The 25302-nt window shown below is 56.5% G+C and carries 26 protein-coding genes and 1 pseudogene; 17 read left to right on the top strand and 10 right to left on the bottom strand.

Annotated elements, in window-relative coordinates; translation table 11 throughout:
- Positions 1-263: 263 nt before the first annotated feature.
- From AC2FFB_RS18270 to AC2FFB_RS18260, 3 genes are all read right to left on the bottom strand, one after another.
- Complete coding sequence (locus AC2FFB_RS18270; protein ID WP_271952052.1) at positions 264-1154, bottom strand: DUF2950 family protein; 891 nt, start codon at positions 1152-1154, stop codon at positions 264-266.
- A gap of 1 nt (position 1155) precedes the next feature.
- Positions 1156-2484 carry a DUF3300 domain-containing protein gene (locus AC2FFB_RS18265; RefSeq protein WP_496875268.1) on the bottom strand — a complete coding sequence of 443 codons (1329 nt, stop codon included), beginning with the start codon at positions 2482-2484 and terminating at the stop codon, positions 1156-1158.
- A gap of 190 nt (positions 2485-2674) precedes the next feature.
- Entirely contained in the window at positions 2675-3583 is a 909-nt protein-coding gene (locus AC2FFB_RS18260; protein WP_496875267.1) for an amino acid ABC transporter substrate-binding protein, read from the bottom strand.
- Positions 3584-3880: 297 nt separating this feature from the next.
- On the opposite strand from AC2FFB_RS18260, the gene AC2FFB_RS18255 reads away from it, so the two are divergent.
- The 4 genes and pseudogenes from AC2FFB_RS18255 to AC2FFB_RS18240 all read left to right on the top strand — a co-directional run bounded on the left by AC2FFB_RS18255 (position 3881) and on the right by AC2FFB_RS18240 (position 6812).
- Positions 3881-4753, top strand: coding sequence for a hypothetical protein (locus AC2FFB_RS18255; protein ID WP_282027890.1), 873 nt, complete (start codon positions 3881-3883; stop codon positions 4751-4753).
- Positions 4750-5514, top strand: coding sequence for a hypothetical protein (locus AC2FFB_RS18250; protein WP_496714246.1), 765 nt, complete (start codon positions 4750-4752; stop codon positions 5512-5514). Before AC2FFB_RS18255 ends, AC2FFB_RS18250 begins: the two co-directional genes overlap by 4 nt.
- A 114-nt stretch (positions 5515-5628) precedes the next feature.
- Complete coding sequence (locus AC2FFB_RS18245) at positions 5629-5901, top strand: DUF3604 domain-containing protein (protein ID WP_496875266.1); 273 nt, start codon at positions 5629-5631, stop codon at positions 5899-5901.
- 219 nt (positions 5902-6120) lie between these two features.
- Positions 6121-6812, top strand: a pseudogene (locus AC2FFB_RS18240) (DUF3604 domain-containing protein).
- On the opposite strand, the gene sfsA reads toward AC2FFB_RS18240, so the two are convergent.
- Complete coding sequence (sfsA, locus tag AC2FFB_RS18235) at positions 6737-7453, bottom strand: DNA/RNA nuclease SfsA (protein ID WP_282027886.1); 717 nt, start codon at positions 7451-7453, stop codon at positions 6737-6739. The pseudogene AC2FFB_RS18240 and the gene sfsA overlap by 76 nt on opposite strands.
- 49 nt (positions 7454-7502) lie before the next feature.
- On the opposite strand from sfsA, the gene AC2FFB_RS18230 reads away from it, so the two are divergent.
- From AC2FFB_RS18230 to AC2FFB_RS18215, 4 genes are read left to right on the top strand one after another with little or no spacing between them, the layout of a single operon-like run.
- On the top strand, positions 7503-8225 hold the full coding sequence (locus AC2FFB_RS18230) for a competence/damage-inducible protein A (protein ID WP_142640091.1): 723 nt from the start codon (positions 7503-7505) through the stop codon (positions 8223-8225).
- Positions 8222-8950 carry a GNAT family N-acetyltransferase gene (locus AC2FFB_RS18225; RefSeq protein ID WP_496694608.1) on the top strand — a complete coding sequence of 243 codons (729 nt, stop codon included), beginning with the start codon at positions 8222-8224 and terminating at the stop codon, positions 8948-8950. Before AC2FFB_RS18230 ends, AC2FFB_RS18225 begins: the two co-directional genes overlap by 4 nt.
- The gene (locus AC2FFB_RS18220) at positions 8947-9519 is read left to right on the top strand and encodes a peroxidase-related enzyme (protein ID WP_496694607.1); all 573 of its coding nucleotides are present in this window, start codon (positions 8947-8949) and stop codon (positions 9517-9519) included. The genes AC2FFB_RS18225 and AC2FFB_RS18220 overlap by 4 nt, the downstream gene beginning before the upstream one ends.
- A complete protein-coding gene (locus AC2FFB_RS18215) occupies positions 9516-10418 on the top strand; it encodes an OmpA family protein (protein WP_496875265.1) in 903 nt (300 codons plus the stop codon). The genes AC2FFB_RS18220 and AC2FFB_RS18215 overlap by 4 nt, the downstream gene beginning before the upstream one ends.
- A 3-nt stretch (positions 10419-10421) precedes the next feature.
- Here AC2FFB_RS18215 and AC2FFB_RS18210 read toward each other — a convergent pair whose 3' ends face one another.
- A complete protein-coding gene (locus AC2FFB_RS18210; protein ID WP_281996023.1) occupies positions 10422-11384 on the bottom strand; it encodes a sodium-dependent bicarbonate transport family permease in 963 nt (320 codons plus the stop codon).
- 96 nt (positions 11385-11480) lie between these two features.
- Between AC2FFB_RS18210 and AC2FFB_RS18205 the strand changes: the two genes are divergently transcribed.
- Complete coding sequence (locus tag AC2FFB_RS18205) at positions 11481-12398, top strand: hydrogen peroxide-inducible genes activator (RefSeq protein ID WP_496875264.1); 918 nt, start codon at positions 11481-11483, stop codon at positions 12396-12398.
- Positions 12399-12448: 50 nt separating this feature from the next.
- Here AC2FFB_RS18205 and AC2FFB_RS18200 read toward each other — a convergent pair whose 3' ends face one another.
- Positions 12449-13354, bottom strand: a complete 906-nt coding sequence (locus AC2FFB_RS18200) for a LysR family transcriptional regulator (protein WP_142639975.1) — start codon at positions 13352-13354, stop codon at positions 12449-12451.
- A gap of 228 nt (positions 13355-13582) precedes the next feature.
- On the opposite strand from AC2FFB_RS18200, the gene AC2FFB_RS18195 reads away from it, so the two are divergent.
- Entirely contained in the window at positions 13583-14023 is a 441-nt protein-coding gene (locus AC2FFB_RS18195; RefSeq protein ID WP_281973795.1) for a DUF4399 domain-containing protein, read from the top strand.
- A gap of 127 nt (positions 14024-14150) precedes the next feature.
- A complete protein-coding gene (locus AC2FFB_RS18190; protein ID WP_496694604.1) occupies positions 14151-14759 on the top strand; it encodes a LysE family translocator in 609 nt (202 codons plus the stop codon).
- 51 nt (positions 14760-14810) lie between these two features.
- On the opposite strand, the gene AC2FFB_RS18185 is transcribed toward AC2FFB_RS18190, so the two are convergent.
- Positions 14811-16838 carry an FAD-dependent oxidoreductase gene (locus tag AC2FFB_RS18185; RefSeq protein WP_496694603.1) on the bottom strand — a complete coding sequence of 676 codons (2028 nt, stop codon included), beginning with the start codon at positions 16836-16838 and terminating at the stop codon, positions 14811-14813.
- A 138-nt stretch (positions 16839-16976) separates the two neighbouring features.
- Between AC2FFB_RS18185 and AC2FFB_RS18180 the strand changes: the two genes are divergently transcribed.
- Positions 16977-17462 (top strand): RNA pyrophosphohydrolase, encoded by a 486-nt coding sequence (locus AC2FFB_RS18180; protein WP_496690426.1) that lies wholly within the window; start codon positions 16977-16979, stop codon positions 17460-17462.
- 1 nt (position 17463) lies between these two features.
- Positions 17464-18111, top strand: a complete 648-nt coding sequence (gene trhA / locus AC2FFB_RS18175; RefSeq protein ID WP_281996029.1) for a PAQR family membrane homeostasis protein TrhA — start codon at positions 17464-17466, stop codon at positions 18109-18111.
- A 55-nt stretch (positions 18112-18166) separates the two neighbouring features.
- Here the strand turns inward: trhA and AC2FFB_RS18170 are convergent, their stop codons facing one another.
- On the bottom strand, positions 18167-19156 hold the full coding sequence (locus AC2FFB_RS18170; RefSeq protein WP_271952078.1) for an adenosine kinase: 990 nt from the start codon (positions 19154-19156) through the stop codon (positions 18167-18169).
- Positions 19153-19797, bottom strand: a complete 645-nt coding sequence (gene nth / locus AC2FFB_RS18165) for an endonuclease III (RefSeq protein WP_271952085.1) — start codon at positions 19795-19797, stop codon at positions 19153-19155. Before nth ends, AC2FFB_RS18170 begins: the two co-directional genes overlap by 4 nt.
- Before the next feature lie 210 nt (positions 19798-20007).
- Between nth and AC2FFB_RS18160 the strand changes: the two genes are divergently transcribed.
- From AC2FFB_RS18160 to AC2FFB_RS18150, 3 genes are all read left to right on the top strand, one after another.
- The gene (locus AC2FFB_RS18160) at positions 20008-21051 is read left to right on the top strand and encodes a heme-binding protein (protein ID WP_142639991.1); all 1044 of its coding nucleotides are present in this window, start codon (positions 20008-20010) and stop codon (positions 21049-21051) included.
- Positions 21052-21128: 77 nt separating this feature from the next.
- Positions 21129-21980, top strand: a complete 852-nt coding sequence (locus tag AC2FFB_RS18155; RefSeq protein WP_496694602.1) for a bifunctional helix-turn-helix domain-containing protein/methylated-DNA--[protein]-cysteine S-methyltransferase — start codon at positions 21129-21131, stop codon at positions 21978-21980.
- Between the two features lie 76 nt (positions 21981-22056).
- Entirely contained in the window at positions 22057-22956 is a 900-nt protein-coding gene (locus AC2FFB_RS18150) for a cation diffusion facilitator family transporter (RefSeq protein ID WP_142639994.1), read from the top strand.
- A gap of 12 nt (positions 22957-22968) precedes the next feature.
- On the opposite strand, the gene AC2FFB_RS18145 is transcribed toward AC2FFB_RS18150, so the two are convergent.
- Entirely contained in the window at positions 22969-24408 is a 1440-nt protein-coding gene (locus AC2FFB_RS18145) for an aldehyde dehydrogenase family protein (RefSeq protein ID WP_142639996.1), read from the bottom strand.
- A gap of 207 nt (positions 24409-24615) precedes the next feature.
- On the opposite strand from AC2FFB_RS18145, the gene AC2FFB_RS18140 reads away from it, so the two are divergent.
- Entirely contained in the window at positions 24616-25266 is a 651-nt protein-coding gene (locus AC2FFB_RS18140) for a peroxiredoxin (protein WP_281996032.1), read from the top strand.
- Positions 25267-25302: the final 36 nt, after the last annotated feature.

The raw sequence follows: 25302 nt of genomic DNA, 5'->3' as shown, positions 1-25302 counted from the left end.
CAGGTGCCCGAAGGTCTTCCTCTCAGCAATCGCCATCGCAGCTCTCGTCATCTATTGGCTATGAGTCCTGACCCTAGCGGACAAAACGGCCATTCGGTCAAACCATAGCGGGCAAATTGGGTCGAATTGAATCAAGGGCAATTATTTCATCGATTAATTAGATTTCCCAAAATCGATCCTTCCCGAACCATTGCTACTTAAGTCGAAAATTGCATTCAATCTACACCTGCACGCGGCAACAAAGCGTCGCCGCCAATCGAAATTTACTCGGCTGGTGACCAATTTGGGCCGGGATCATAGGTCGATATCTCAGCTGTTATTTCAAGCGTATCCGGCCCAAAGTCCGCTTCGAACACGGTGCCGTTTTCACCCACGAGAAAAGAATGGATACCCGTTTCTCCGTAGTCCGCAGGCACCGCAAGCAAGGCGTGACCCGCCACGAACCGATCGCCGACAAAATAGGAATAGGCACCACCCGGAGCATTTGGTCCCTGCCCCTGCAAAATTGCGAAGTAGTAACCGAGGAAAGGTTCGGGTTCGAAATCATCCGCACCGTCGCTCCACCCCGAGGCGGTGGCGCGGGCAAGGGCTTCACCGACAAAACTGTCTTCTTCTGGCCAGAAGAGGCCGTTTCGTGCGCCGGGATCCGATATGATCGTTTGGGCAAATTCCATGACGCCATCGCCATTGTGGTCCACAAGACGAAACGCCGCCTGAAGATCAACATAGGCCTCAAGCGTTTCGATTACTTCCAATTCATTCAGTCCGATTTCACGGGCGGAAAGCTCCTCTACCCCGGCTTCTAAATCAAACTTCCAACCATTCTCAGCTTTCAGAATTGGGATCGGAAAGGGCCAACTATCTTCGCCAAGCAGAAGAAAAACCCCATCATCCTCGGGCTGAAAGCGGTATCCTTCAGCATACATGCCAAGCACTTCCTGCCTTCTTTGCTGATCTTCCACCGGATCACCCGTTCCGATTAGATCTTCTGCCTCTGGTCCGAAAATCTCGAGCAGCTTGTTCTGATCATCGGCCCTTAACGCTTCGACAAAAGCGTCCAGCGCGGTTTGCGGAGTTTCGAACAGGGCACCGTCGGAAAACGCCGGTCCTGTAGCCACTGCGATCACTAAAATAGAAAAAACCGATTTACGCATGTTACCGCCTCCCCTTGCCTTTGGCAGCATGTCCCCGTTTGGACGCCTTGTGAGCTTTGCCGCCTGAAGATTTTTTCTTCATAGCCTTACCTTTGGACGCAGCGGGTTTTTGCTGAGCCGTGGCCTTTTTTACCTGAGGTTTCTTAGCTGCTTGCGGTTTCTTTTTGACAGGCTTCTTCGCCGCATCTGGCCGTTTAGTCCGATCGATGGCCTGCTGCTTGGCAGCAGCCTTGTCCCGATCAACGTTACCGCGATTCACCTGCGGCAAGGACTTGCCCCCACTACCTCGATTGGCCAGAGCACCGCTCGCGATAGCCCCCGCCCCTGCACCAGCTGCAACTGCTGCCGCGCCTCCCCTGCTAATGTCTGCAGCACCGGATTCACGGCTCAGTTTTGCGCGGAGTTCGTCCGTGCGACCCTCGGGGCGGTTGACAGGCAGGTCGCCGCGACCACCTTCCGGCCTTTTGTGATCAGCGATCTTGTCCCGGGCTTCCTTTTTTCGGTCAGGATCGGGTTTCCATCCGATATCAGTTCGGTCACCAAGATCTATATCGTTACCGATATTGACGTTGCCGTCGACGTCTATGTCGATGTCCGGGTTTCTGTATATCGGGCCACCGTCCCATCCGCCGCAATTCCGGCACCCCCAATAGTCATACCAATCGTCGTCATCGTCGAAAATCTCGTCGATCAGCGCCACGGTGCCAAATGTCAGCAAGGCCGCGCCCACTACGTCCCCGGTCGACGGGCCGGTATAGACAGTCTCGGGATTATATTGCGGGACGTACACTGTTTCGGGTTGTGTCGGAGTAATTACAACCGTTTCTTCATCAGATACCTCGACAGTTTGCTCGGGCCCGGAAACAAGAGCTCCGCTGTCAATTGCCTGATCCCGCATTACCTGCACCGCATCCAGTACATCGTCGGACTGGGCCAGCATGGCGGTGCCGACTGTCTCGGTCCAATCGATGTGGGTGGCCATTTGACCGACGACTTCGGGGAACGCCGTGGCCAATACACTTACAGACGGATCCCAGCCCATAGCTTCGATTTCCGGCTCGAGCTCTACGGGGTCGCGGTCGGCGTTATCCAACAAATACCGTTCTGCCTTAACAATCTCCAGTGGCTGAGTGGCCGCAACAAATATCTGTATGAGTAGAGTGTCGGGAAAAAGAGCCACCGGGGCGACCAAAGTTTGCAACTCAGCATCAGATAGAAGGTCGGATGAAGTCTCAGACGTAACTTCCGTTGCAACAGTATCGGACGCCTCTTGTGCAAACAGGGCGTTAGATGCGCTTAAACTGAGAGCAAATATTGTATATCTAAACATATTGCGATCCTTCAATTTATCGAAGGATCGCCTAAGACCGTGATTCTGGCAACTGGCCTGCCAAATGGAGGATCATTTAGTAAAACATGGTCATTGGTCAAGCTGGCTTGAGCGGTCAATTTGCTTACAAGGCCAGCTTCTATGGCGCAGGGCGATTAACTCCCAACAAAACTGTTTTGCGCGACAAGCCTCAGGGATTAATGGGGGCGAAAACATACAGAGCTTTTAGTGCTTCGCTCGGCTCCACCCCCGGCAAAGCGAGACGAAATATCTCTTCCATTGTGCCCTGAGCATACATTTCTGACAGAATACTATCGACAACGAGTCGAAAGTTATCATCACCCCTCGCAATAGCCAATCCTTGCTTTTCTATCGTCAGTATTTCCTGGGATAGTTTGAATTTGCCCTTTAGCCCCGCAGCAATGTAGTTGACCAGCAAAATCGACTGATCTGCAAAATAGGCGTCAATTTCACCGTCTCGAAGTGCTTTGATACCGTCTGGGTGTGAAGCGAACCGCAACATTTCTGCGTCGATACCTGCAGCTTCAAATGAATTCAGAACGGACGCTTCTGTAGTTGTGCTGCTTCTCATTCCAACCTTCTTTCCCGCGAGTGCACCCAAGGTGCCTTCAGCCTCGATTGGTAACAATATGGACGTGCCATCGACATAAGTTGGAATTGAGAAATCAACAATTTCGCGTCGGGAAAGTGTAATCGACGCTGCCCCGCAGAGCATATCCACCTCTCCGGAAGCTACTTTGTCGAAACGATCCTTAGAGTCGACCGGAATGAACTGAACATTCAAATCCTTCAATTCCAGTTTCTGCGCAATTACCTTCGCTACATGATCGCAAATCAACGGTGACAGACCAAACGGGCGACCTTGGTCGTTAATGTAAGACAATGGAGCAGCATCTGTTCGAAAACCAAATCGGATTTCGTTGTTTTTTGTTATCCTGTCGATTGTTTGGGCAACCGCGCCGGTTGTGAATAGAACCGTCACAATAAGTATAGAAAGCAAGCGCACGGTTTTTCCCTCTTTAGTGGCGTAACACCCTTGTGGAGGTGAAAAGCACCCTGTGTCGAGAGTAAAACACATTGTGTCGCCTAGGAGTCGGTTTGTTGATGAGAGGTGCTAGCATGGCGACGAATCGAAAGTATACCCTCGCAATATTGGCAGATGCCCGAATGCATCTGCTCCTTCTCAGGGCTTAACGCGAGAGAAAAGTCTTGTGGGCAGAGCTTATGCTCGAAGTTTCAAAGGACCCGCGTCAACTGCAAGTCGTTGCGACAACACAACACCGCACCAGTATATTTTCGTGGTGCAAACTGTTGACCTTCGCCGTGACGCTGTACGGTAGGGTTGATATTCAACGGTGAGGTTGAGCGAAGGGTAATGGGAATAGAACTACAACGGAGTTTGGCGGAACTTGGGGCGCGTAAAACCGTACCTTTTGCCTTTGTGTGTTTGCTGTTCTTCGCATCCTGTGCAACCACGAACCCAGAACTTTTGAAGTCCGAGTTGAACGCTCGACCCAGTGCACAGAATGCGTCGCCAAGCGACTACGCCGGGGAAGTACAATTTAGCATCTCAAACAAGATTCCCGCTCGTGGGAAAAACCTACCTTACACATTTAACGCGGGCATCAGCAGTGTTACGTCAACGCGCCTAGGTTTCCGGGGGCTCTTAGATCTGCGAGAAATCCAAGTCCAAGCGCCCGCGCTTCTGTCGGGTAGTCTGGAACAAAGTTGCTCTTTGAATGTTGACTTTGAACTCGACGACGCCCGCGCCAGCGGTGATCTCATTGAACTCGTTGGCTCAGTGGACGTCGAGCTTTATCGTTGTCGAAACGAAGAATCCGAGGGAACCAACGGGCGTGGAGTACGCTTTATCTCGACGACTGTTGGGATCGCCGCAGCGGCACGCGCCAATGTTCAAGATCAATGCGTTCACTTTGATCTTGCCGACGTCGTGCTTCAACCTACCGGGTTTGTCGGCGGGTTGGTTAACCTAATTGGCCTCACAGAGCGCGTCGAGGAGGTCGTTCTCACCAAGGCAAAGGAGTTCACCGAAGAGAATGTGATTTGTCCGGAGATGCCTTCGGAGCTTTCTTCGTTGAATCCGGTTTTCGACGCCGGCGGTACACGAGAAATTGGTGACGGTGGCATCGGTGTTGCGTTGAGCGGCTCAATCGACACCAGTGCGATGACGATGATGGAACTCCTGGCGGTTATGCAATCTCGCGGTATTGTTGGGGGGGCAGGATGATGGATCGGATCTTTCTTCTGATACTAGCTACTGCCGGGCTTTTCGGATCCGCGCTGCTGGCTGAAGAGGTTACCTTCGAAGCAAACGGGGACGTCAAGCTAGGAGATCGTGAGTTTCCCGTTGATCTGGCATTGAGACTAAAAGATGTGAACGCGACAAGGATCTCAATCGAAAGTGTCGTAGACCTTCGCCGGGCAAAAGAAATACTTGTAGAGGAACTCAAACGAGCCGCGTTTGTAGATGTCTGCAACGCACTGATCGGTGTGACCGAAGCAACGGCCCGTGCCGACGATACAGTGATTTCGCTAAGTGGGAGGATCGAAGCAGAGCTTTTCCGATGCGAAAGCCGCAGCGACGGTGGATCTATACGCGGCGAGAACACTTTCGCTGGTGGCTTGACGGTGGGTGCTTCCGCTTCGGCCGAATTCAAAGATGACTGCCTTTTTTTCCGTTTGGATGACCTGAGACTTGCTCCGGATCAACTCACCGAGTCGTCCGATGCAAAGGGCAATGTCGAAAAGGTTCGGCAGGTATTCATCGAGACCGCGAACGCAATACTTCAAAGAAACCCGGTATGCCCAGAACTACCTCCCGAACTTGTCTCTCTCTCACCAACTTACGACGCCGGTGGCACACGGGAGTTAGGGGAAGGTGGCGTCGGACTGTTCTTCCGAGGTTCAATCGAAACGAGTACTGAGGCAATTATTGACATCCTTCAGGTACTCCAGTCGAAGAAGGTGCTTCCACCTCCGCCCCGCTGAACCTAGCCAACGGCTTAGTGCGGTAGATAGAATCTAATTATTTCGAAGAACAAGAACGAGTCGTAGAAATATGCATTTAACGTAGCATCATTCGTGCAATAGATGAGGTCGAAAATGACCCGTTTTGCATCTGTTCTTACCATTTTGCTTGCTTTTTGCACCCATGCCGAGGACATCCCGAGCACTCAACGCGGCGACAGGCAGTATTCACTTTATCCACGGCAGAGCTTTCCCAATCAGGTCTTTTTTGGCGACACTCATTTGCATACGTCCTACTCTGCAGATGCCGGAATGATCGGCAATGTGCTAGGCCCTGATGAAGCGTACCGCTTTGCCAAGGACGAGGTGGTGATATCCAGCACCGGTGTCGAAGCTAGGCTGCGTTGACCATTGTACTTTTTGGTGGTTGCCGATCACGCTGAGAACTTGGGTCTCGCGCCGCTGTTGGCAGCGAAAGACGCCACGCTTCTCATTACTGAGTTTGGGCAACAACTTAACGCCGCCGTTGAACCCACTGCGGATCCGGTCCGCTTCGAAGAAGTCGTGGACGGCATCGGTGGGGACGAGAAGGTTGCCCAATATGCATGGCAAACTTCGGCGTCGGGAATGGCGGCGGTTTGGGTAAGAGAAAACACACGCGAGGCCATTTGGCACGCTCTTGCTCGGAAAGAAGTCTACGCAACCACAGGTCCGCGCATGCGCGTTCGCGTTTTTGCCGGATACGATTTTGAAGAAACGGACCTGCCGCGTGCAGATTTTGCCGCGTATGGATATGAAAGAGGCGTCCCGATGGAGCCAATCTAGACCGCATTCAAATCGTCAAAGGGTGGTTAAATAGCGACGGGACAACTTCGGAACATGTTTACGATTTATCTTGCGGCGGGCGCGAACTAGTGAACGCGAAGTGTGACGGGCCCGTTGGCGACACCGTTGACGTTGAGAGTGCAACTTGGACAAACGATATTGGTCAGGCAATTCTATCCGAGTATTGGAAAGACCCCGATTACGATCCGGAACAAAGCTCTTTCTACTATGCCAGAGTGTTGGCAATACTAACGCCACGTTGGACAACATACGATGCCAAAGTGCTCGGAACGGAGATCCCTGACGAAGCCCCACGGTCGATACAAGAGAGGCATACACATCGTCAATCTGGCAGGAACGATTATTATAAGGCTGAAACCAGAATTTACTTAGTCCGCTTTGGGCTCAAACTACCCCTTCAACGCTTCTGCATGAACAATTGGCTTTCGGTCACGTTTACCCAAACCCCTTCAGGCGATATCCGTGTGCCATAGACCAGTTTCTCGACACCCCTAGCTTGCGCCGCCTCGAACGCCGCTGCATAGGTCGGGTCGATATCTGCGGCCAATGCAATTCGCTCACAATCAGTGCGCTGGACCAGATACAGCAGGATTGCGCGATGCCCCTGGTCCACCATAGCTGTCAGTTCCCCTAGATGTTTGGTTCCGCGCGCTGTGACGCTGTCGGGGAATTCGGCCAGACCAAGTTCGCGAGACAGGGTCACGCATTTGACCTCGACATAAGCGTCCTGAAGGCTTGGCTGGGTCAGCAGGAAATCAACGCGGCTGTTCTCGCCGTATTTCACCTCGGGGCGCACAGTTTCATACATTGCCAGTTCGGGGATCTCCCGCGCGATCAATGCCGCGCGCAACGCCCGGTTCGGGACGGATGTATCTACGCCGGTGAAATGCCCGTTTTCGTGATCGACCAGCCGCCAGCCATATTTCAGCTTTTTCTTCGGGTCGTCATTGGGCTCCAACCATATTTTCTCGCCCGGTTCGGCCAGTCCCATCATCGAGCCGGGATTGGCGCAATGCGCTGTCACCTCGCGCCCGTCCTCAAGCCTGCAATCGGCCAGAAAGCGTTTATAGCGGCGGATCAGGTGGGCGGGGACAAGAGGGGTTTCAAATCGCATGCTTCAGGGCCTATACCTGCGGAAAGGGTCGATCAAGGGGGCGCAGGCCATGCAAAATCCAACCGCAGCCATGCTGGTGATCGGGGATGAAATCCTGTCGGGTCGCACCCGCGATGCAAACATGCATTATCTCGCGCAGGAGCTGACCAAGCAGGGGATCGACCTGAAAGAGGTCCGTGTGGTCAGCGATGACGCCGCTACAATCGAAGCCGCCGTTCAGGCGTTGTCGGCAAAGTTTGATCATGTCTTCACCAGCGGCGGGATTGGACCGACCCATGATGATATCACCGCCGATTGCATCGCCCGTGCCTTTGGCGCGCATATCGACATCCGCGACGATGCCCGCGCTTTGCTTGAAGCGCATTACGAGAAATCCGGGCTGGAACTGAACGCTGCCCGTTTGCGCATGGCGCGCATCCCTGATGGTGCCACGCTGATCGACAATCCGGTGTCGACTGCGCCAGGCTTTACCATCGGCAATGTTCATGTGATGGCTGGGGTGCCCTCGGTCTTTCAGGCGATGGTGGCGAGTGTATTGCCGGGTCTGACCGGCGGTGTTCCTCTGCTGTCCCAAACCTTACGGGTGGATCGCGGCGAAGGCGATATCGCCGCCCCCCTTGCGGCACTCGCAGCGGATTTTCAGGATCTGTCCATCGGGTGTTATCCGTTTCAGATCAACGGTGTGTTTGGCGCCAATGTGGTCATTCGCGGAACCGAAGGTGCCCGGATCGACGCGGCCTCAACCCGGTTGGCGAAAGAGCTTGGTCTTTGAGCGTTACCTGGCCTGACGTCGTCGAGGGTACATGGCCATCTGCGCAGCGCCAAAAGCTGGGGCCGTTTCTGGTGCGTCAGGGTCTGGGCGGCGGATCGCGGGTAAGTGCGGCCAATGCGCTGGGGCCTGCCTCGGATGAGGATATTGCGGCGGCCGAGGTCGCGATGCAGGCACTGGGACAAAAGCGCATCTTTTGCCTGTGGCCAGGGGACGAGGCGCTGGATACGCAGCTTGAAGGCCGGGGCTATTCCGTGTTGGATCCGGTCAATATTTACACCTGCCCGGTTGAGCATCTGACTGATCTTCCGCTCCCCCGCGTAACGGTGTTCTCGATATGGGAGCCGCTGGCAATCATGCGTGAGATCTGGGCCGAGGGCGGGATTGGACCAGAGCGGCTGGCCGTGATGGAGCGAGCCCCGGGTCCAAAGACCGGCCTGCTGCTTCGCTATAGTGACCAACCTGCTGGTACTGGATTTGTTGCGATGCATGGGGACGTGGCCATGGTCCACGCACTTGAGATTTTGCCCGCTCATCGCCGTCAGGGCCTGGGCCAATGGGCGATGCGCGCGGCTGCGCTCTGGGCACAGGATCAGGACGCCGGGACGCTCAGCGTGATTTGCACCAAGGCGAATGCGGGGGCCAATGGCCTTTATCGCGCGCTTGGGATGGAGCTTGCCGGAGAATACCATTACCGTCAGCTGGCTGAAGGAGAGAACCCAAAGTGACCGATCTTGCCCTGCCCACCGCGCTGAACCTTCCGATGGCTGATCCGCTGCCGCCCGAGACGCAGAAATACTTCGACATTTGCGTCGAAAAGCTGGGGTTTGTGCCCAATGTCCTGCGGGCCTATGCCTTTGACATCGACAAGCTGAACGCGTTCACCGCGATGTATAACGATCTGATGCTGGCCGATAGCGGGCTGTCCAAGCTCGAGCGTGAGATGATCGCGGTGGTCGTGTCGGCAATAAACAAGTGTTTCTATTGCCTTGTCGCACATGGTGCGGCTGTCAGGCAGTTGTCCGGTGATCCGCAGCTGGGTGAAATGTTGATCATGAACTACCGGGTTGCGCCTTTGGATCAGCGGCAGCGTGCCATGCTGGATTTCGCGGCTAAAATGACCACCGAAAGCACCAAGATCGAAGAGCCCGACCGACAGGCTTTGCGCGATGCCGGGTTTAGCGACCGCGATATCTGGGACATTGCCAATGTGACCGGCTTTTTCAACATGTCGAACCGTGTTGCAAGCGCGACCGCGATGGCCCCCAACCCCGAGTATCACGCCCAATCCCGATGATCCGCCGCCTCGCCATATTCCTGTTGCTCATTGCGTCGCCCGTTGTCGGCCAAGAGCTGACGCTGCCTTCGGGCGCGCGTCTGGTCAGCGACCGCACAAGCCCGCTCGACAGCTATGACCTGCCCACCGGCCCCTACGTCGACGGGGTGGTCCCGGCGCGCCGGGTCGAAGGGCGGGTCGAGCGCTATACCTGGCGGCTGCAGGCCGGGTCCAGCACCACTTTGCAGCTGCTCGCCCCGTTGCGGGAACAGATCAAAGCCCAGGGGTATGAGGTTCTCTTTGACTGCGACGCCCGCAGTTGCGGTGGCTTCGATTTTCGCTTTGGAACCGAGGTTGTCCCGACGCCTGACATGTATGTGGCCATCCAGGACTATCGCTTTTTGTCCGCTGCCAAGGGCGACGAAGTCCTGAGCCTTTTGGTCAGCCGAAACCCGCCCGATGGCTATGTGCAGATGATCCGCGTGTCACCTGAGGGGGCCGAGGCCGCGCCTCCGCTGGTGATCGAAGAAGAGGTCGATCAGGCGCTGGGGCTGTTGGCAGAGCTTGCCCAAGAGGGCCACGTGATTCTGGGCGATCTGCATTTCCGCACGGGCGAAATAACCCTGGGTGAGGGGCCTTTCGGCTCTCTGAATGAGATTGCGCAGTATTTGTCGGACAATCCCGGAACGCGGCTGGCTCTGGTCGGGCACACGGATGATACCGGCGCACTCGAGGCCAATATTTCGGTCAGCACGGGCCGGGCGCAAACCGTGCGCGCCCGGCTGATCGAGAAATACGGCGTGGCCGCCGACCGGGTCGAGGCGCGGGGGATTGGTTATCTGGCCCCGATCACCTCGAATGCAACGCCCGAAGGTCGCGAACTCAACCGCCGGGTCGAGGCGGTTCTGCTGATCAACTGATCCCTACATCACCCACCACAGGTACAGCGGCAGCCCGATCGTGATGTTGAACGGGAAGGACACACCCAGCGACAGGGTCAGATAAATCCCGGCCTCGGCCTTTGGCAGCGCGATCTTCATCGCCGCGGGCACAGCGATATACGAGGCGGATGCAGACAGGACCATGAACAGGAACAGGCTGCCTTCGGGCAGGCCGATCACCGCCCCGACCACCCAGGCCATCGCAGCGCCGATCAGGGGCATCAGCATTCCAAAGGCAAACAGACCCAGCGAGAGCTTGTCGCGGTTCTTGATCAGGCTGCGCCCTGCGGAAATGCCCATATCCAGAAGGAAAAGGCACAGGATGCCGGTGAAGGGTGTGACGATGAAGGGCGCAATCATCTGCATCCCTTCGCCACCCGTAATAGCGCCAATTAGAAAGGCCCCGGTCAACAGGACAATCGACCCGTTTGCCAACAGATCGCGCCACAGCCCATTGTCATTGACGCCCTTGCTGCTGGTTTTATGCGCCAGCCAAAGGGCCGAAAGGATGGCGGGAACCTCCATCGCGGCGGCGACAGCAACCATGAAGCCGTCATGATCAAGACCCACCAAATCCAGCAGGCTGGTTGCGGTGACGAAGGTCACGATTGAGATTGACCCATAATGCCCGGCAACAGCCGCCGCATTCAACGCGTCCAGCCGTGTCATGACCCGGAGCAGGCCGAATGCCACAAAGGGGATGACAAAAGACAACGCCACACCGCCTAGCAAAGTCAGGAACAGATCCATGGGGATGCCATGCTCGGCCAGGCTGCTGCCGCCTTTGAAGCCGATGGCCAGCAGCAGATACAGCGACATGAACTTGGCTGCCCCACCGGGGATCGACAGATCGCTGCGGGCAAAAGCCGCGAGCAGCCCGAGGACGAAGAAAAGGATGGTTGGGACCAGCAAGTTGCTGGAAAGGGTTTCGATTACGCTGGGCATTTTGGCTCCTGTCCCGATTTCACGGGCTAAGTGCCTTGCCTATTTTTGTTATCCAAATATTATCTTTCTAATTTTTGGATAGTTTAAAGCTATGAAATGCGCCCAACACTAAGGCAACTGGAATATATCGTTACGGTCAGCCGACTGGGTCGATTTGGATTGGCAGCTGAGGTTCTGAATGTCAGCCAGCCCAGCCTCTCGGCGCAAATTGCCTCTGTAGAACAAGAACTTGGCCTGCGCATCTTTGATCGTAACCGGGGTGGTGTTCAGGTGACTGCCAAAGGCGAAGAGTTCATCGAACGCGCCCAGAAGATCCTTGCCGAAGTCCGGGATCTGCGCCACGCGATGAGCAGCGAGACACCGGTCTCAGGACGGCTAAGGCTGGGCGTGTTGCCCTCAATCGGGCCCTACCTGCTGCCTCAGGTCATCAAAAAGGTCCATCAGGACCGCCCCGGTCTGCGCATTGTCGTGCGCGAGGAAAACACCCGTGATCTGGAACAAGGACTTAAATCTGGTCGGTTTGATCTGATCCTTTCCACGCCCGAGGATCACCCGAACACAATCCAGCAGCGCTTGTTCAACGAGACTCTGTGGATTGGAGTTGCCGTAGACGATGTGCTGTCAAATGATACGTATGGTGTTTCGGCTCAAGACTTGCGCGACCGGCTGATCCTGACCTTGGACCAAAGCCACCGTCTGTCCCGGATCGTCTATGCGCTGGCGGCGGAATGCGGTGGGGTTGTGTCGGATGAATACGAGGGGACCACGCTTGATTCCATTGTACTGATGGCGGCCTCGGGGGTTGGGGTTGCGGTGTTGCCGGACCTGTATGCAAGACGTCAGGGGATTTACCGCGATGAGGTCCATTTGCGCCCGTTGACTATAACAAATGCCAACCGCGATATCGCGCTTCTTTCTCGCAGAAAAGAAGCTGATCTGCCCGGACAGAATATCCTGATCCAATCCTTGCGTACGGTCGCGCAGAGTATGGGGCTGGCCGTGTTCAGCGAATAAAAAAAGGCCCACACTACTTGTGCGGGCCGTTCAGTTTCCACCGGGAGAAATTACCAGTCCATCGGGCCTTTTTCGTTGAAGGCATCGACGAGGAAATCAATGAATGCCCGCACCTTGGGCTGCGTAAAGCGACCGGGCGGGTAGACGGCATAAACGCCTTGCACTTCATCGGGCAGCGACGGCATTGCGTCGACAACTTCGCCCGACTTCAGCGCGTCGGAATAGAGATAGCTGGGCAGATGCGCGATCCCAAGCCCTGAGACCGCAGCGTTCAACAAGGATTGCCCATCATTCACGCTGAGCCACCCGGCGGTGCGAACCTGACGTTTTTCACCCGAAGGTGCGGTCAGTTTCCACACATTGCCCGAAGACTGGCTGGAATAATGTAACAGCTTGTGTTCGTTCAGGTCGTCGATCTTTTGCGGACGCCCGAATTTCTCGATATAGGTGGGCGCGGCGACCATCCGCTTGACGGTTTCGGTCAGCTTGCGGGCGCGCAATGTGCTGTCTTCCAGCTCACCAATCCGCACGGCAACGTCGAACCCTTCCGAGATCAGCTCAACATAGCGATTGTTCAGCACCATATTCACCGTGATGTCGGGATAGGCAGCTAGAAATCCCGACAGAACCGGAGATAGGTGATTCACGCCGAAATCTGTCGCCACACTGATCCGCAGCAGACCAGAGGGGGCAGATTGCATCGAGGTGACCAGCGCATCAGCCTCGCCCGCGTCATTCAGAACGCGGCGGGCCCGGTCATAATAGGCCAGCCCGATTTCGGTTGGTGACACGCGGCGCGTCGTGCGGTTCAGAAGTCTTGCGCCCAGGCGTGCTTCCAGGCTGGAAACGTGCTTGGACACAGCCGATTTTGAGATGCCCATTTTCTTGGCCGCGTCGGTGAAACCGCCTTGGTCCACCACGTTGGCGAAGGCTTCCATTTCGGTCAGTCGGTCCATTCTTGTTCCCCAGGTGTAGGTTCTTTAACTGATCTTTACGTCAAATCTGGGCGGAAACAGGGCGGACATGGGATAATATCAGGGATTTGAATCGGATCGTTTGCGCTGGGGAAACTCTGAAACAGTGGTTTCCATATGGGCCACAAGCCTTTTGACAACGGGTATCCTCGATTTCGGGCCGAAACATGCTACCATGAGGATGGCAAATTTGTGACAACGGAGAAGATTATGAAAGCTGTTTTAGCTATTGCCGCAACCTGCCTGTCGGCGACATTTGCTCTGGCCGGGGGTGAAACACCATCAAACCCCGAAGCGCAGGTCTATTTTGTGAAATTGTCTGACGGCGACGTTGTCCAATCTCCGGTCACCGTGGTCTTTGGCCTCAGCGGCATGGGGGTCGCGCCGGCGGGTACTGAAAAGGAAAACACCGGGCATCATCATCTGCTGATCGACCGACCGCCTTTGGGGCAGGGAGAGGACGGTGCGGATGAGTTGTCTTATGGTCTGCCCGCGGATGACAATCATATCCATTTTGGCGGCGGTCAGACCGAGGTGACGCTGGAAATGGCTGCAGGCGAACATACGCTTCAGCTAGTGCTGGGCGATGCAGGTCATGTACCGCATTCCACGCCCATCGTGTCCGAGGTGATTACGATAACCGTTGAATAAGCGATAAGAGACTTCTGCTGTTAGTATCCGGTGGGCTTTCAGGAATGTCGCCGGGCCACAGTGATGTATGGCGTTTACTTTTCCTTTCGAACCGGAAATCCTGCGTGCTAGGAAAGGGAGGGCCAGGATGTCGACAGAGTTCCTACTGACGTCTCTGATCGTTGTGCTTTTACCGGGCACCGGCGCGATCTATACGCTTGCGGTTGGGTTGGGGCGTGGCTTTTGGGCCAGTTTTGCGGCGGCGATTGGCTGTACCATAGGGATCGTACCTGCTGCGCTGGCCAGTATCGTCGGTCTTGCGGCCCTGCTGCATACCAGCGCGCTGGCCTTTCTGGTGCTAAAATACCTTGGGGTGCTGTATCTGTTTTACATGGCCTGGGGGATCGTCCGGCAAGGCGGAGCATTGGATGTACAGAGCCAGAAACCCGCAAAAGGGTATGTGAAGATTGCACTCACAGGCACCTTGATCAATGTGTTGAACCCCAAGCTATCTTTGTTCTTTCTGGCCTTTCTGCCGCAATTCATTCCCGCCGGTACAGGTGCCGCCGAAGCAGAGCTGATCAAGTTGGCCTTGTCCTTCATGGTCATGACCTTTGTCGTCTTTGTTGGCTATGGCGCTTTCGCGGCGGTGGCACGCGACTATGTGATCCAGCGGCCCACTGTCATGGCTTGGGTCAGGCGCTGTTTCGCCGGCGCCTTTGGGGCATTGGGTGCAAAGCTGGCGCTGGCCGACTGACCCCAGTACCAGCAGAGTGATTGGCCCGGTTCTGGACCGGGCCAAGGCATATCAGAAAGTGGTTGCCAGCCGCGTGCCCTGATTGATGGCCCGTTTGGCGTCCAATTCGGCTGCAACATCCGCGCCGCCGATCACATGTGGGGTGATGCCACGTTCGATCAACGTATCGGCCAGGCTGCGGTCCGAGATCTGGCCCGAGCACAGAACAATCGTATCCACCGCAATTACTGTCGGGTTCTCGCGTGCTTCGCCGAAACTCACATGCAGCCCGTCATCGTCGATCCGCTCATAATTCACGCCACCGACGAAATTGACGTTTTTCATCTTCAGCGTTGCGCGATGAATCCAGCCGGTGGTCTTGCCCAACCCTTTGCCATGGGCTTGCGCCTTGCGCTGCAGCAAAGTCACCTGGCGCGCGGGGGCGGCAGGTTGTGGCCCTTCAGGCGCCAGCCCCGAGCGATGCTCGGCCGGGTCGGTAACGCCCCATTCCTTCATCCAGGCAGGCAAGTCGGTGGTGATGCTGTGGCCTTCTTCCAGCAGGAATTCGGACACGTCAAAGCCGATCCCACCTGCTCCGATCACGGCCACTGATTGGCCAACCGGGGTCTTGTGGCGCAGGACGTCGATATAATCGACGACATTGTCTCGGTCCTGACCAGGGATTTTCGGATCACGCGGAACGACACCGGTGGCAATTACCACCTCGTCATAGCCGGCCAGATCATCGGCGCCCACTTCACGCTCAAGCTCGACCTTAACGCCCAAATCGGCAATCATGGCGCGGTACCAGTCGACCAGACCCCAGAATTCCTCTTTGCCCGGAACCTGCTTGGCCATGTTCAACTGGCCGCCGATCTCACGGGCACGGTCAAAAATGGTCACGTCATGGCCACGCTGCGCGGCGGTCATTGCGGTGGACAGGCCTGCCGGGCCCGCCCCTACGATGGCGATTTTCTTGACGCTGTCGGCCTGTGTGATCACCAGTTCGGTTTCGTGACAAGCGCGCGGGTTTACCAGGCACGAGGTCAGTTTGCCCTGGAATGTGTGATCCAGACAGGCCTGGTTGCAAGCGATGCAGGGTGCAATCGTCGCCGCCTCAGCAGCGATGGCTTTGTTGACGAAATCCGCATCTGCCAGCATCGGGCGGGCCAGCGAAACCATGTCGGCGCACCCCGTGGCAAGAACTTCTTCGGCGACTTCCGGCGTGTTAATCCGGTTCGACGTGATGACCGGGATCGAGACCTTGCCCATCAGCTTTTTGGTCACCCAAGCAAAGGCCGCGCGCGGAACGCTGGTGGCAATGGTGGGAATCCGCGCCTCGTGCCAGCCGATGCCGGTGTTGATGATCGTGGCGCCGGCCTGTTCGATCCGCTGCGCCAGTTCCACAACCTCATCATGAGTAGATCCGTTGGGAACCAGGTCAATCATCGACAAGCGGTAGATGATGATGAATTCCGTGCCGACGGCCTCGCGCGTGCGGCGGACAACTTCGATCGGCAAGCGCATCCGGTTCTCGTAAGAGCCACCCCAACGGTCCTCGCGCTTGTTGGTGTGAGTCACCAGAAACTGGTTGAGGAAATACCCTTCGGACCCCATTATCTCGACCCCGTCATAGCCCGCTTTCTGGGCCAGGACCGCGGCGTTCACGATATCGCTGATCTGTTTCTCGATACCCTCTTCGTCCAGTTCGGTCGGCGGGAACGGAGAGATCGGAGATTTCACAGGGCTGGGTGCGACACATTTCGGCCCATAGGCATAGCGCCCCGCATGCAGGATCTGCATCGCGATCTTGCCACCGGCCTCATGCACCCGTTGGGTGACGATGGAGTGGTTTGCCACTTCTTTGTCGTTGGTCATCATTGATGCCCCCGGCAGTACCGAACCTTCAAGATTTGGTCCGATCCCACCAGTCACCATCAGCGCCACGCCACCGCGCGCGCGGTCGGCATAGAACTCGGCCACCCGATTCCAATCGCCGGTCTCCTCAAGCCCGGTATGCATCGAGCCCATCAGCACGCGGTTCTTCAGCGTGGTAAAGCCCAGATCCAGCGGGGCCAGCATGTTTGGGTATGCAGTCATCCAGAACTCTCCCTTATAGAATTTGGCTGCCAGATTGACCTTCGCGTCATCTTTGTCACGCGAAACCTAACGTCATACCCTTTGCCTTGGGCCCGCTGCTTGTTACAGACTCTCCAAAGCATGTTCACGAGGCCGCGTATGACCCCCGAAGAGATTGCCAAACTGCCCTACCGCCCCTGCGTCGGGCTGATGTTGATGAATGCCGAGGGTAAGATATTCGTCGGCCAGCGCAACGACCGCCACAAGGACGCCTGGCAGATGCCTCAGGGTGGTGTGGACCAGGGTGAAGACCCGCGCGATGCGGCGCTGCGCGAGCTGTGGGAAGAAACCGGCGTCACGGCAGATCTGGTCGAGATCATCGCCGAGACCGAGGGGTGGTTGCCCTATGATCTGCCGCATGACATCGTGCCGAAGATCTGGAAAGGTCGGTATCGGGGTCAAGAGCAGAAATGGTATCTGATGCGGTTCTCTGGCCGCGACGATCAGATCAACATTCAGACTGAGCATCCCGAATTCACCCGCTGGAAATGGCAGGAACCGGACCAGCTGGTTGCCGAAATCGTGCCGTTCAAACGCGACGTGTATGAACGCGTGGTTGCAGCGTTTTCGGATCACCTGAACTGACATGATCCCACAGACCTATCCCAGTCCGGACCCATGCCACCGCCGCGCCGATCTGGTCGTGCATCTTATCGGTCTGGCGTTGATTTTGACCGCTGGCGGAGCGCTGATCCGCAAATCGTACCTGATGCTCGACAGCGGGCTTATTCTTGCGGTTCTGGTTTATGTAGCCTGTGCGTTGGGCTCTAATCTGGCCTCGTGTTTTTATCACTTTTCCCGCTGGCACCAGCGTCGGCAGCTGCTGCGACGCATAGACCATGCCGCAATCTATTCCAGTATCTGCGGCACCTTCACACCCTTTTTCCTGCTGGCCGGTACCGGCTGGACCATGACTTTGCTCTGGTTGTGCTGGGGGCTGACTGTGGTGGCCATCTGGAACAAGATCGCCAACAAGACGGTCAAGTCCCGATGGTCAACAGCATCCTATCTGGGTCTGGGCGCGCTGGGGCTGTGCGCCATACCCGATCTGAAAGATGTCCCCGTTTCAGTCCTGTGGTGCATTCTGGCCGGGGCGGCAAGCTACGTGATCGGCACAGTCTTTTATGCCCGCAAGACACTGCCTTTCCGCTATGCGATTTGGCACACTTGGGTCAATCTTGGTGGCATATTCATGTTCGTAGGCGTCTGGATCGCCCTGTTCGTGCAGAGATAACCGTGAGGGGAGGGGCTCTGCCCCTCCCACAAACTATAGGCCAGTCCTGATCCGATTAAAGCAAGCCGCCCTGCTTGAGCAAATCGATCATATCCGCCTTGGGGCGCGGGCCGATATGGCTGATCACCTCTCGGGCGCAGACATTGCCCATCTTGGCGCAGGTCTCATAGTCGCGCCCGGTGGCCATGCCAAACAGGAACCCGGCTGCGAATTGGTCGCCTGCGCCGGTGGCGTCGACGGGAACGATTTTTTCCACCGGAATGTCAAAGCGCTGACCTTCATTCAGCACAGTTACCCCGTCGCCTGACCGGGTGCAGACCACCAGAGGGCAGATATCGGCGGTTTTCGCCAGTGCATCCTCAAGATCGTCGGTTTCGAACAGGGATTTGATCTCGGCCTCGTTGCCGATCACAAAATCCAGTTCATTTTCGATCAGCAGCAGGAAATCGACCCGGTGCCGTTCAACGCAGAACGGGTCAGAAATGGCGATCCCGGCCTTGCCGCCGCCCTTGTGGCAATCCCGTGCGGCCTGAAGGAACGCAGCTTTGCCTTTTTCCTTGTCGAACAAATAGCCTTCAAGGAACATGATCTGGCTGTTACCCGCGACCCCGGCTGACACATCCGCCGAGGAAAGCTCCGAGGAAATCCCCAGATAGGTGTTCATCGACCGTTCACCGTCGGGTGAGACAAAAATCATCGAGCGCGAGGTCGGAAGCTCTCCACCCGGTACGGGCGGGTTCACGAAATCCACACCGTCCTCGTGCATCGCCTCTGCGTAGAATCGTCCCAACGCATCATCATGTACGCGTCCGATAAAGGCTGCGCTCAGTCCCAGTGCGCCGGCACCGGCAATCGTGTTCGCAACGGATCCGCCCGGCGTTTGCACGCGGCCTTCCATAGCGGCGTAAAGAAGTTCACCCCGCTCCTGTTCTATCAGCTGCATGATGCCCTTCTCGATGCCCATCAGTTCCAGAAAACTGTCATCGGCCTGAGAGATCACGTCCACAACGGCGTTTCCAATACCGGTGAGCTGGTAGGTTTTCATAGGTTCTTGTCCTCGAATTGGCAGAGATCGCGGATGATACAGGTTCCGCACATAGGTTTGCGTGCTTTGCAGTGATACCGGCCATGCAAGATAAGCCAGTGATGTGCGTGCAGTTGGAAGTCGGTCGGGATGTTATCTTCGATTGCGCGTTCAACCGCATCCACATGTTTTCCCGGGCAGATGCCTGTTCGGTTTCCGACACGAAAAATATGCGTATCCACGGCCTGCGCCGGATAGCGCCACCACATGTTCAACACCACATTGGCGGTCTTACGCCCGACGCCCGGCAGCGATTGCAACGCGGCGCGGGAATTGGGAACTTCGCCGTCATACTCTTCGACCAGAATACGGCTGAGCTTGATAACGTTCTTTGCCTTTTGGCGGAATAGACCGATGGTTTTGATATGCTCGATCAGGCCATCTTCGCCCAGATCCAGCATCTTTTGCGGGGTGTCAGCGGTTTTGAAAAGGGCGCGCGTAGCCTTGTTGACGCCGACATCGGTGGCCTGTGCAGACAGCGCCACCGCTACGACCAGAGTATAGACATTCACATGCTCTAGCTCACCCTCAGGTTCCGGGTCAGCCTGCTGAAAGCGGGTAAAAATCTCTCGGATAGTGTGGTAATCAAGTTGCTTGGCCATGCGGCGACGTATGCACGTATTGCGGCGCAGGGCAAGCCGATGGCTCGGGTAACCACACAAGCAAGAATCTGCTTAGCGGATAGCTGTGGGTTTTGGATTACGTAGGGTAAGCCTGATTCGTGTTATTCTCGCGATGCGCAGCCTATTTTTATTTCAGCGCATTTTTCCCGCATTGGCGGATATTTTATTTAATTATTGAAAGGTTGATCCATGGCGAACCCAGATCTTGCCGCAAAACTGCAGTCCCGTTATCGGTCTGTTGAGCTGGCCCATCAAGGCGACGAAGACCTCGGCCCCCTGAAATTATTGCCCGGAGTTTGGAAGAACGGCGACAGCACGCGCGGACGTGGCTGGAACATGATCGCGCTTCCGTTTGCGACCGAGCCTGGCAGCCGTCTCAACTACCGTCTGCTGGTTAATCAATTCGAGGAAACGCTTCAATTCACGACCGTTGACAAAGCGGTTCCAAACCGCGGGATTGAGCGTCCGAACCCGGCCTCAGGAGACCCGACCATTAACACCGATCAGTTTGTGGTTACGCTGGATTATCAGCAGTCCATCGCGCAGCTCTCGGCTGAAGATCGCCCCGACAGCGGACTGGCTGGACCTGCCGATCTGGCCATCCATCACGAGCCCGGTCTGTTCCTGCATATGACCAATCTGACCACAAACAATCTGAACGTTGCACGTTTGGGAACGGTGCCACATGGCGACTCGTTGTTAGGTCTTGGAGAAGCGAGCGAGATCGATGGACCGCCGACGATTCCGGTGGTGGACGGGTTGCCCGAAGGGGCCACAAAGGACCTGAACAGCGGATATCTTTCGCCCTACAAACATTATCACGATAATCCGTTCAACGGCGTTGTGACCGCCCCGGGGTTCCCAGGCTTCGACCCTGTGCATCCGCATCTGTTGTTGGCAGCTGGAATACCGAACAATGTGAAAAAAACCACGATATTGCCGTTCAACACCGCGCTTGAGGATGCCGGGATCGTCAACATTCCGTTTGTTGTCAAACAAGCCAACGCGGCGGTGATGGATTCGATCTTTTGGATCATGGAACTGGACGAGCCGGGAATTGGCGGTGAACCCAAGCTGCTGATGATGTATCTGCAGAATGTTGGTCTGGATTTCTTCCCACGCTTTGACGGGAAGCCCGGTCTGATCCGCTGGCCGCATGTCAGCATCAACGTCATGGAAAAGGTTGCACCCCCGGAAGAGGCGGCACCTTATACCGTTATCCCGCAGGTCTGAGGGCGCAGATAGCGCAAGAATCGGGTCGCACTCTGGTCGGTAACAGGCCATCTTCTGTCTATGGAAGGAGTGCGACCATGAATGTCCAGACCCCAGAAAACGGCTATCATTATAATGTCATGCGCCGGGCGATTGACCTGATTGATCAGGGCGGAGAGGCCCTGAGTCTTGATGAACTGGCACAGCAGATGGATATGAGTCCCGCGCATTTCCAGCGCCTGTTCTCACGTTGGACCGGGGTATCGCCCAAGCGGTATCAGCAATATCTGACGCTGGGCCATGCCAAGGCGTTGCTGCGCGAGCGGTTCACGACACTGGAAACCGCCCTGAATGTGGGCCTGTCCGGCAGCGGTCGCCTGCATGATCTGTTCCTGAAATGGGAATCCATGAGCCCCGGCGAATACGCCCGTAGGGGTGCCGGTTTGACCATCTATTGGGGATGGTTTGAATGTCCTTTTGGTCCTGCTTTGGTGATGGGCACCGACAAGGGCATCTGCGGAATGGCCTTTGGGGCCGAAACCGGCGAAGAAAATGCCATGGCGGATATGTTGTCGCGTTGGCCCAATGCAAATTTCGTCGAGGACCCGATGCGCCTGCGGCCCTGGGCGCTCAGTGCATTTGGCGCGGTGAGCGACCGATTGGAACCAACGCCTCTGTATTTGATTGGCTCGCCCCTACAGATCAAAGTGTGGGAAGCGCTGATGCATATCCCTTCGGGGCAGGTCACAACCTATTCCGAGATCGCGCAACGGGTGGGATCACCGCAAGCTGTGCGCGCCGTCGGGACGGCCGTGGGTCGAAACCCGGTCAGTTGGCTGATCCCTTGCCACCGCGCGCTGCGAAAATCCGGAGGGCTGGGTGGGTATCATTGGGGCCTGCCGGTGAAACGCGCCATGCTGGCCTATGAGGCGGCACAAGCAGACGCTTGATTTCTGATCAGAAAAAGCCATAGGGATCATCGAACAAAGTGATAGACCTGTCCCAAGGTTGCAGGACACCAATGCGATGATCCAGAAATTTGCCCTGTGGTCGATCCCGATTTCCATCGCGGTTCTGGCCTTGAAACTGTTGGCCTGGTGGTTGACGGGATCGGTCGCCTTGTTGTCCGATGCGATGGAATCCGTGGTCAATGTGGTCGCGGCCTTGCTGGCGTTCTTTGCGGTTTCGATCGGCGGCAAACCTCCTGACGATAATCACCCCTTTGGGCACAAGAAAGCCGAATACCTGTCTGCTGTTGTCGAAGGTGTGCTGATCGTGCTGGCGGCGCTTCTAATCCTGCGAGAGGCCGTTGCCGCGCTGTCATCGTCGCATCTGGACCAGGCCCCGCTGACCGGGGTGGCAATCAATGTGCTGGCAACCGCTCTGAACGGTGCCTGGGCCTATATGTTGCTGCGGGTCGGGCGGCAGTACGCCTCTCCGGCGCTTGAGGCCAGCGCAAAGCATATCTTTACCGATGTGTTCACCTCGGTGGGCGTTGTCATCGGATTGGTTTTGGCCCTTGCCACCGGCTGGCTGATCCTGGACCCGATCCTGGCCATTCTGGTCGCCCTGAACATTCTGTGGGAGGGATGGAAGGTCATTCGCAAGTCGATTGACGGTCTAATGGACGTGTCCCTTACTGATCCCGAACTGGATGAAGTGCGGAGCATCATCGATGCAAATCTGGGCCGGGCGCTGGAATATCACGACCTGCGGGGCCGTCGATCCGCCAGCATGATCTTTGTCGAGTTCCATCTGGTCGTTGACGGTGGCATGAGCGTTGCGACGGCCCATGATATCTGTGACGATATCGAAGACGCTTTGACCGATCAGTTCCCCGGATCGGTTTTTGTGATTCATCTCGAGCCGGATTCAGAGTCTAAAGGGCCCGGCGCAGATAGCGCACGGGCCCCGAAAACAGGTTAGACGGCAGGTGGGTTACTCGGCAGCCCAGCCGCCGACGGCCTTAACCTCAAGGAAATCCTCCAGCCCCCAGACGCCGCCTTCGCGCCCGTTGCCGGATTGTTTCATGCCGCCGAACGGGGAACCCGCGCTGCGGGATTTGCCATTCATCTCGACCATACCCGACCGCAGAGCGCGGGCCATGCGGTTGGCACGGACGTTATCCTGTGTCTGGACATAGTTGGTCAGCCCATAAGGTGTGTCATTGGCGATTTCGATGGCCTCTTCCTCAGTATCGAAGGGGATCATGGTCAGAACCGGTCCAAAGATCTCTTCGCGGGCGACGGTCATCTGGTTGTTGACGTCGGCAAAGACCGTGGGCCGCACGTAATAGCCCTTGTTCAGCCCTTCGGGCCTGCCAGTGCCACCAGCGACAAGGCGCGCGCCTTCGTCGATACCCTTTTGGATCAGGTCCTGAATCTTGCCCCATTGCAGCTCGTTCACAACCGGGCCGATATGGCGGCCTTCTTCCATCGCCGGGCCAACGGTGACACCTTTGGCAACCTCAGCTGCGGTTTCCACCGCCGCGTCATAGATGGGACGCTGAACCAGCATCCGGCTAGGGGCGTTACAGCTTTGACCGGTGTTGTTCATCATGTGCAGCACGCCACGTTTGACGGCCTTTTCATCCGCATCGGCAAAGACCACATTTGCACCCTTGCCGCCCAGTTCCAAATGCACCTTCTTCAGTGTATCGGCTGCGGCTTTGGAAATCGCCGTGCCCGCGCGGGTGGATCCAGTAAAGCTGACCATATCCACATCGGGGTGCGTGGACAGCTGAGATCCGACGCCAACCCCGTCACCGTTGACAAGGTTGAAGACACCGGGCGGGAATCCGGCCTCATCCATCAGCTCAGCAAAGATCATCGCGTTCAGCGGGCTTTGCTCCGAGGGTTTCAGAACCATTGTGCAGCCCGCAATCGCAGCCGCACCGACCTTCAGCGTGACCTGGTTCATTGGCCAATTCCACGGTGTGATCAGGGCGGCGACACCGACGGCCTCATAGATGATCTGGTCGTTGGGAGCGTGATCGCCAAGCGGCCGCTCGAAAGGAAACGCTTTGGCGGCGCGGATGAAATTTGCCAGGTGCCAACTGCCTGCTCCGACTTGCTGGCTACGCGCCATGTCGATCGGGGCGCCCATCTCTAACGACATTGCCTGGGCAAGATCCTCGGACCGTTCGGCATAAAGCGCGATCAGCTTTTCGACCATCGCGATGCGGGTTTCCGCCGGGGTTTCCATCCAGCCGGGCAACGCCGCCTTGGCCGCTGCAACAGCCGCGTCCGTATCGGCCTGATCGCCCAGCGAAATCACGGCACATGGTTCTTCGGTCGAGGGGTTGATGACCTGAAAATCATGCGTAACCGATGGGGCAACCCACTGACCGTTGATGTAAAAATTGCGTTTCTCGATCATGGTGCATCCTCCTGACCATGCGACGGGGATTCTTGGTTCGGCGCCACTGTGTCAGGCCTTCAGGAAACCGGCAAGCGCGATTTGATCAAATGGAATTTTGAGGTCTGGCCTAGGGCTAAAGTGACTTGCTGACTGTTTAACATCGGCGCAAAGTGATTAGGTTCTGGACAACCGACTCGGTTTTGTAATTAGCAAAGGAGATGCTTCATGGGTTTGCGCATCAACGACACAGTCCCCAATTTCACTGCAGAAACGGATCAGGGCACCATTCAGTTCCACGACTGGATTGGGGATAGCTGGGCCATTCTGTTCTCGCACCCAAAGGATTTCACTCCTGTCTGCACCACCGAGTTTTCGGCCGTCGCGCAGCTAAGCGATGAGTGGGCCGCGCGCAACACCAAGGTCCTGGGCGTTTCGGTTGACGGCGTCGAAGACCACAAGAAGTGGAAAAAGGATATCGAGGCCTATGGCAACGCGCGTCCCGGTTTTCCAATCATTGCCGATGATGGTCTGGCCGTTTCAAAGGCCTTCGACATGCTGCCCGCCGAGGCCTATTTGCCGGACGGGCGTACCCCGGCCGACAGCGCGACCGTGCGGTCGGTTTTTATCATCGGGCCGGACAAGCAACTGAAGCTTTCGATGACCTATCCTATGACTGTGGGACGTAACTTTGCCGAGATTTTGCGTGCACTGGACGGGTTGCAGATGTCGTCGAAAGGCGTGGCTACCCCGGCGAACTGGGTGCCTGGCGAAGACGTAATCATTCCGCCTGCTGTCTCAAACGACGACGCCAAAGCAAAGTTTGGCGAGTTCGAGACCATCTTCCCCTATCTGCGCAAGACCAAGGCGCCGTCGTAAGACGACCAAGGTCAGGGGGGCTGTCTGCCCCCCATC

It is taken from the genome of Ruegeria sp. YTSA219 (assembly GCF_059609985.1).
Note: the sequence above shows the minus strand (reverse complement) of the source record. Positions and strands in the feature narration are given on the sequence as shown.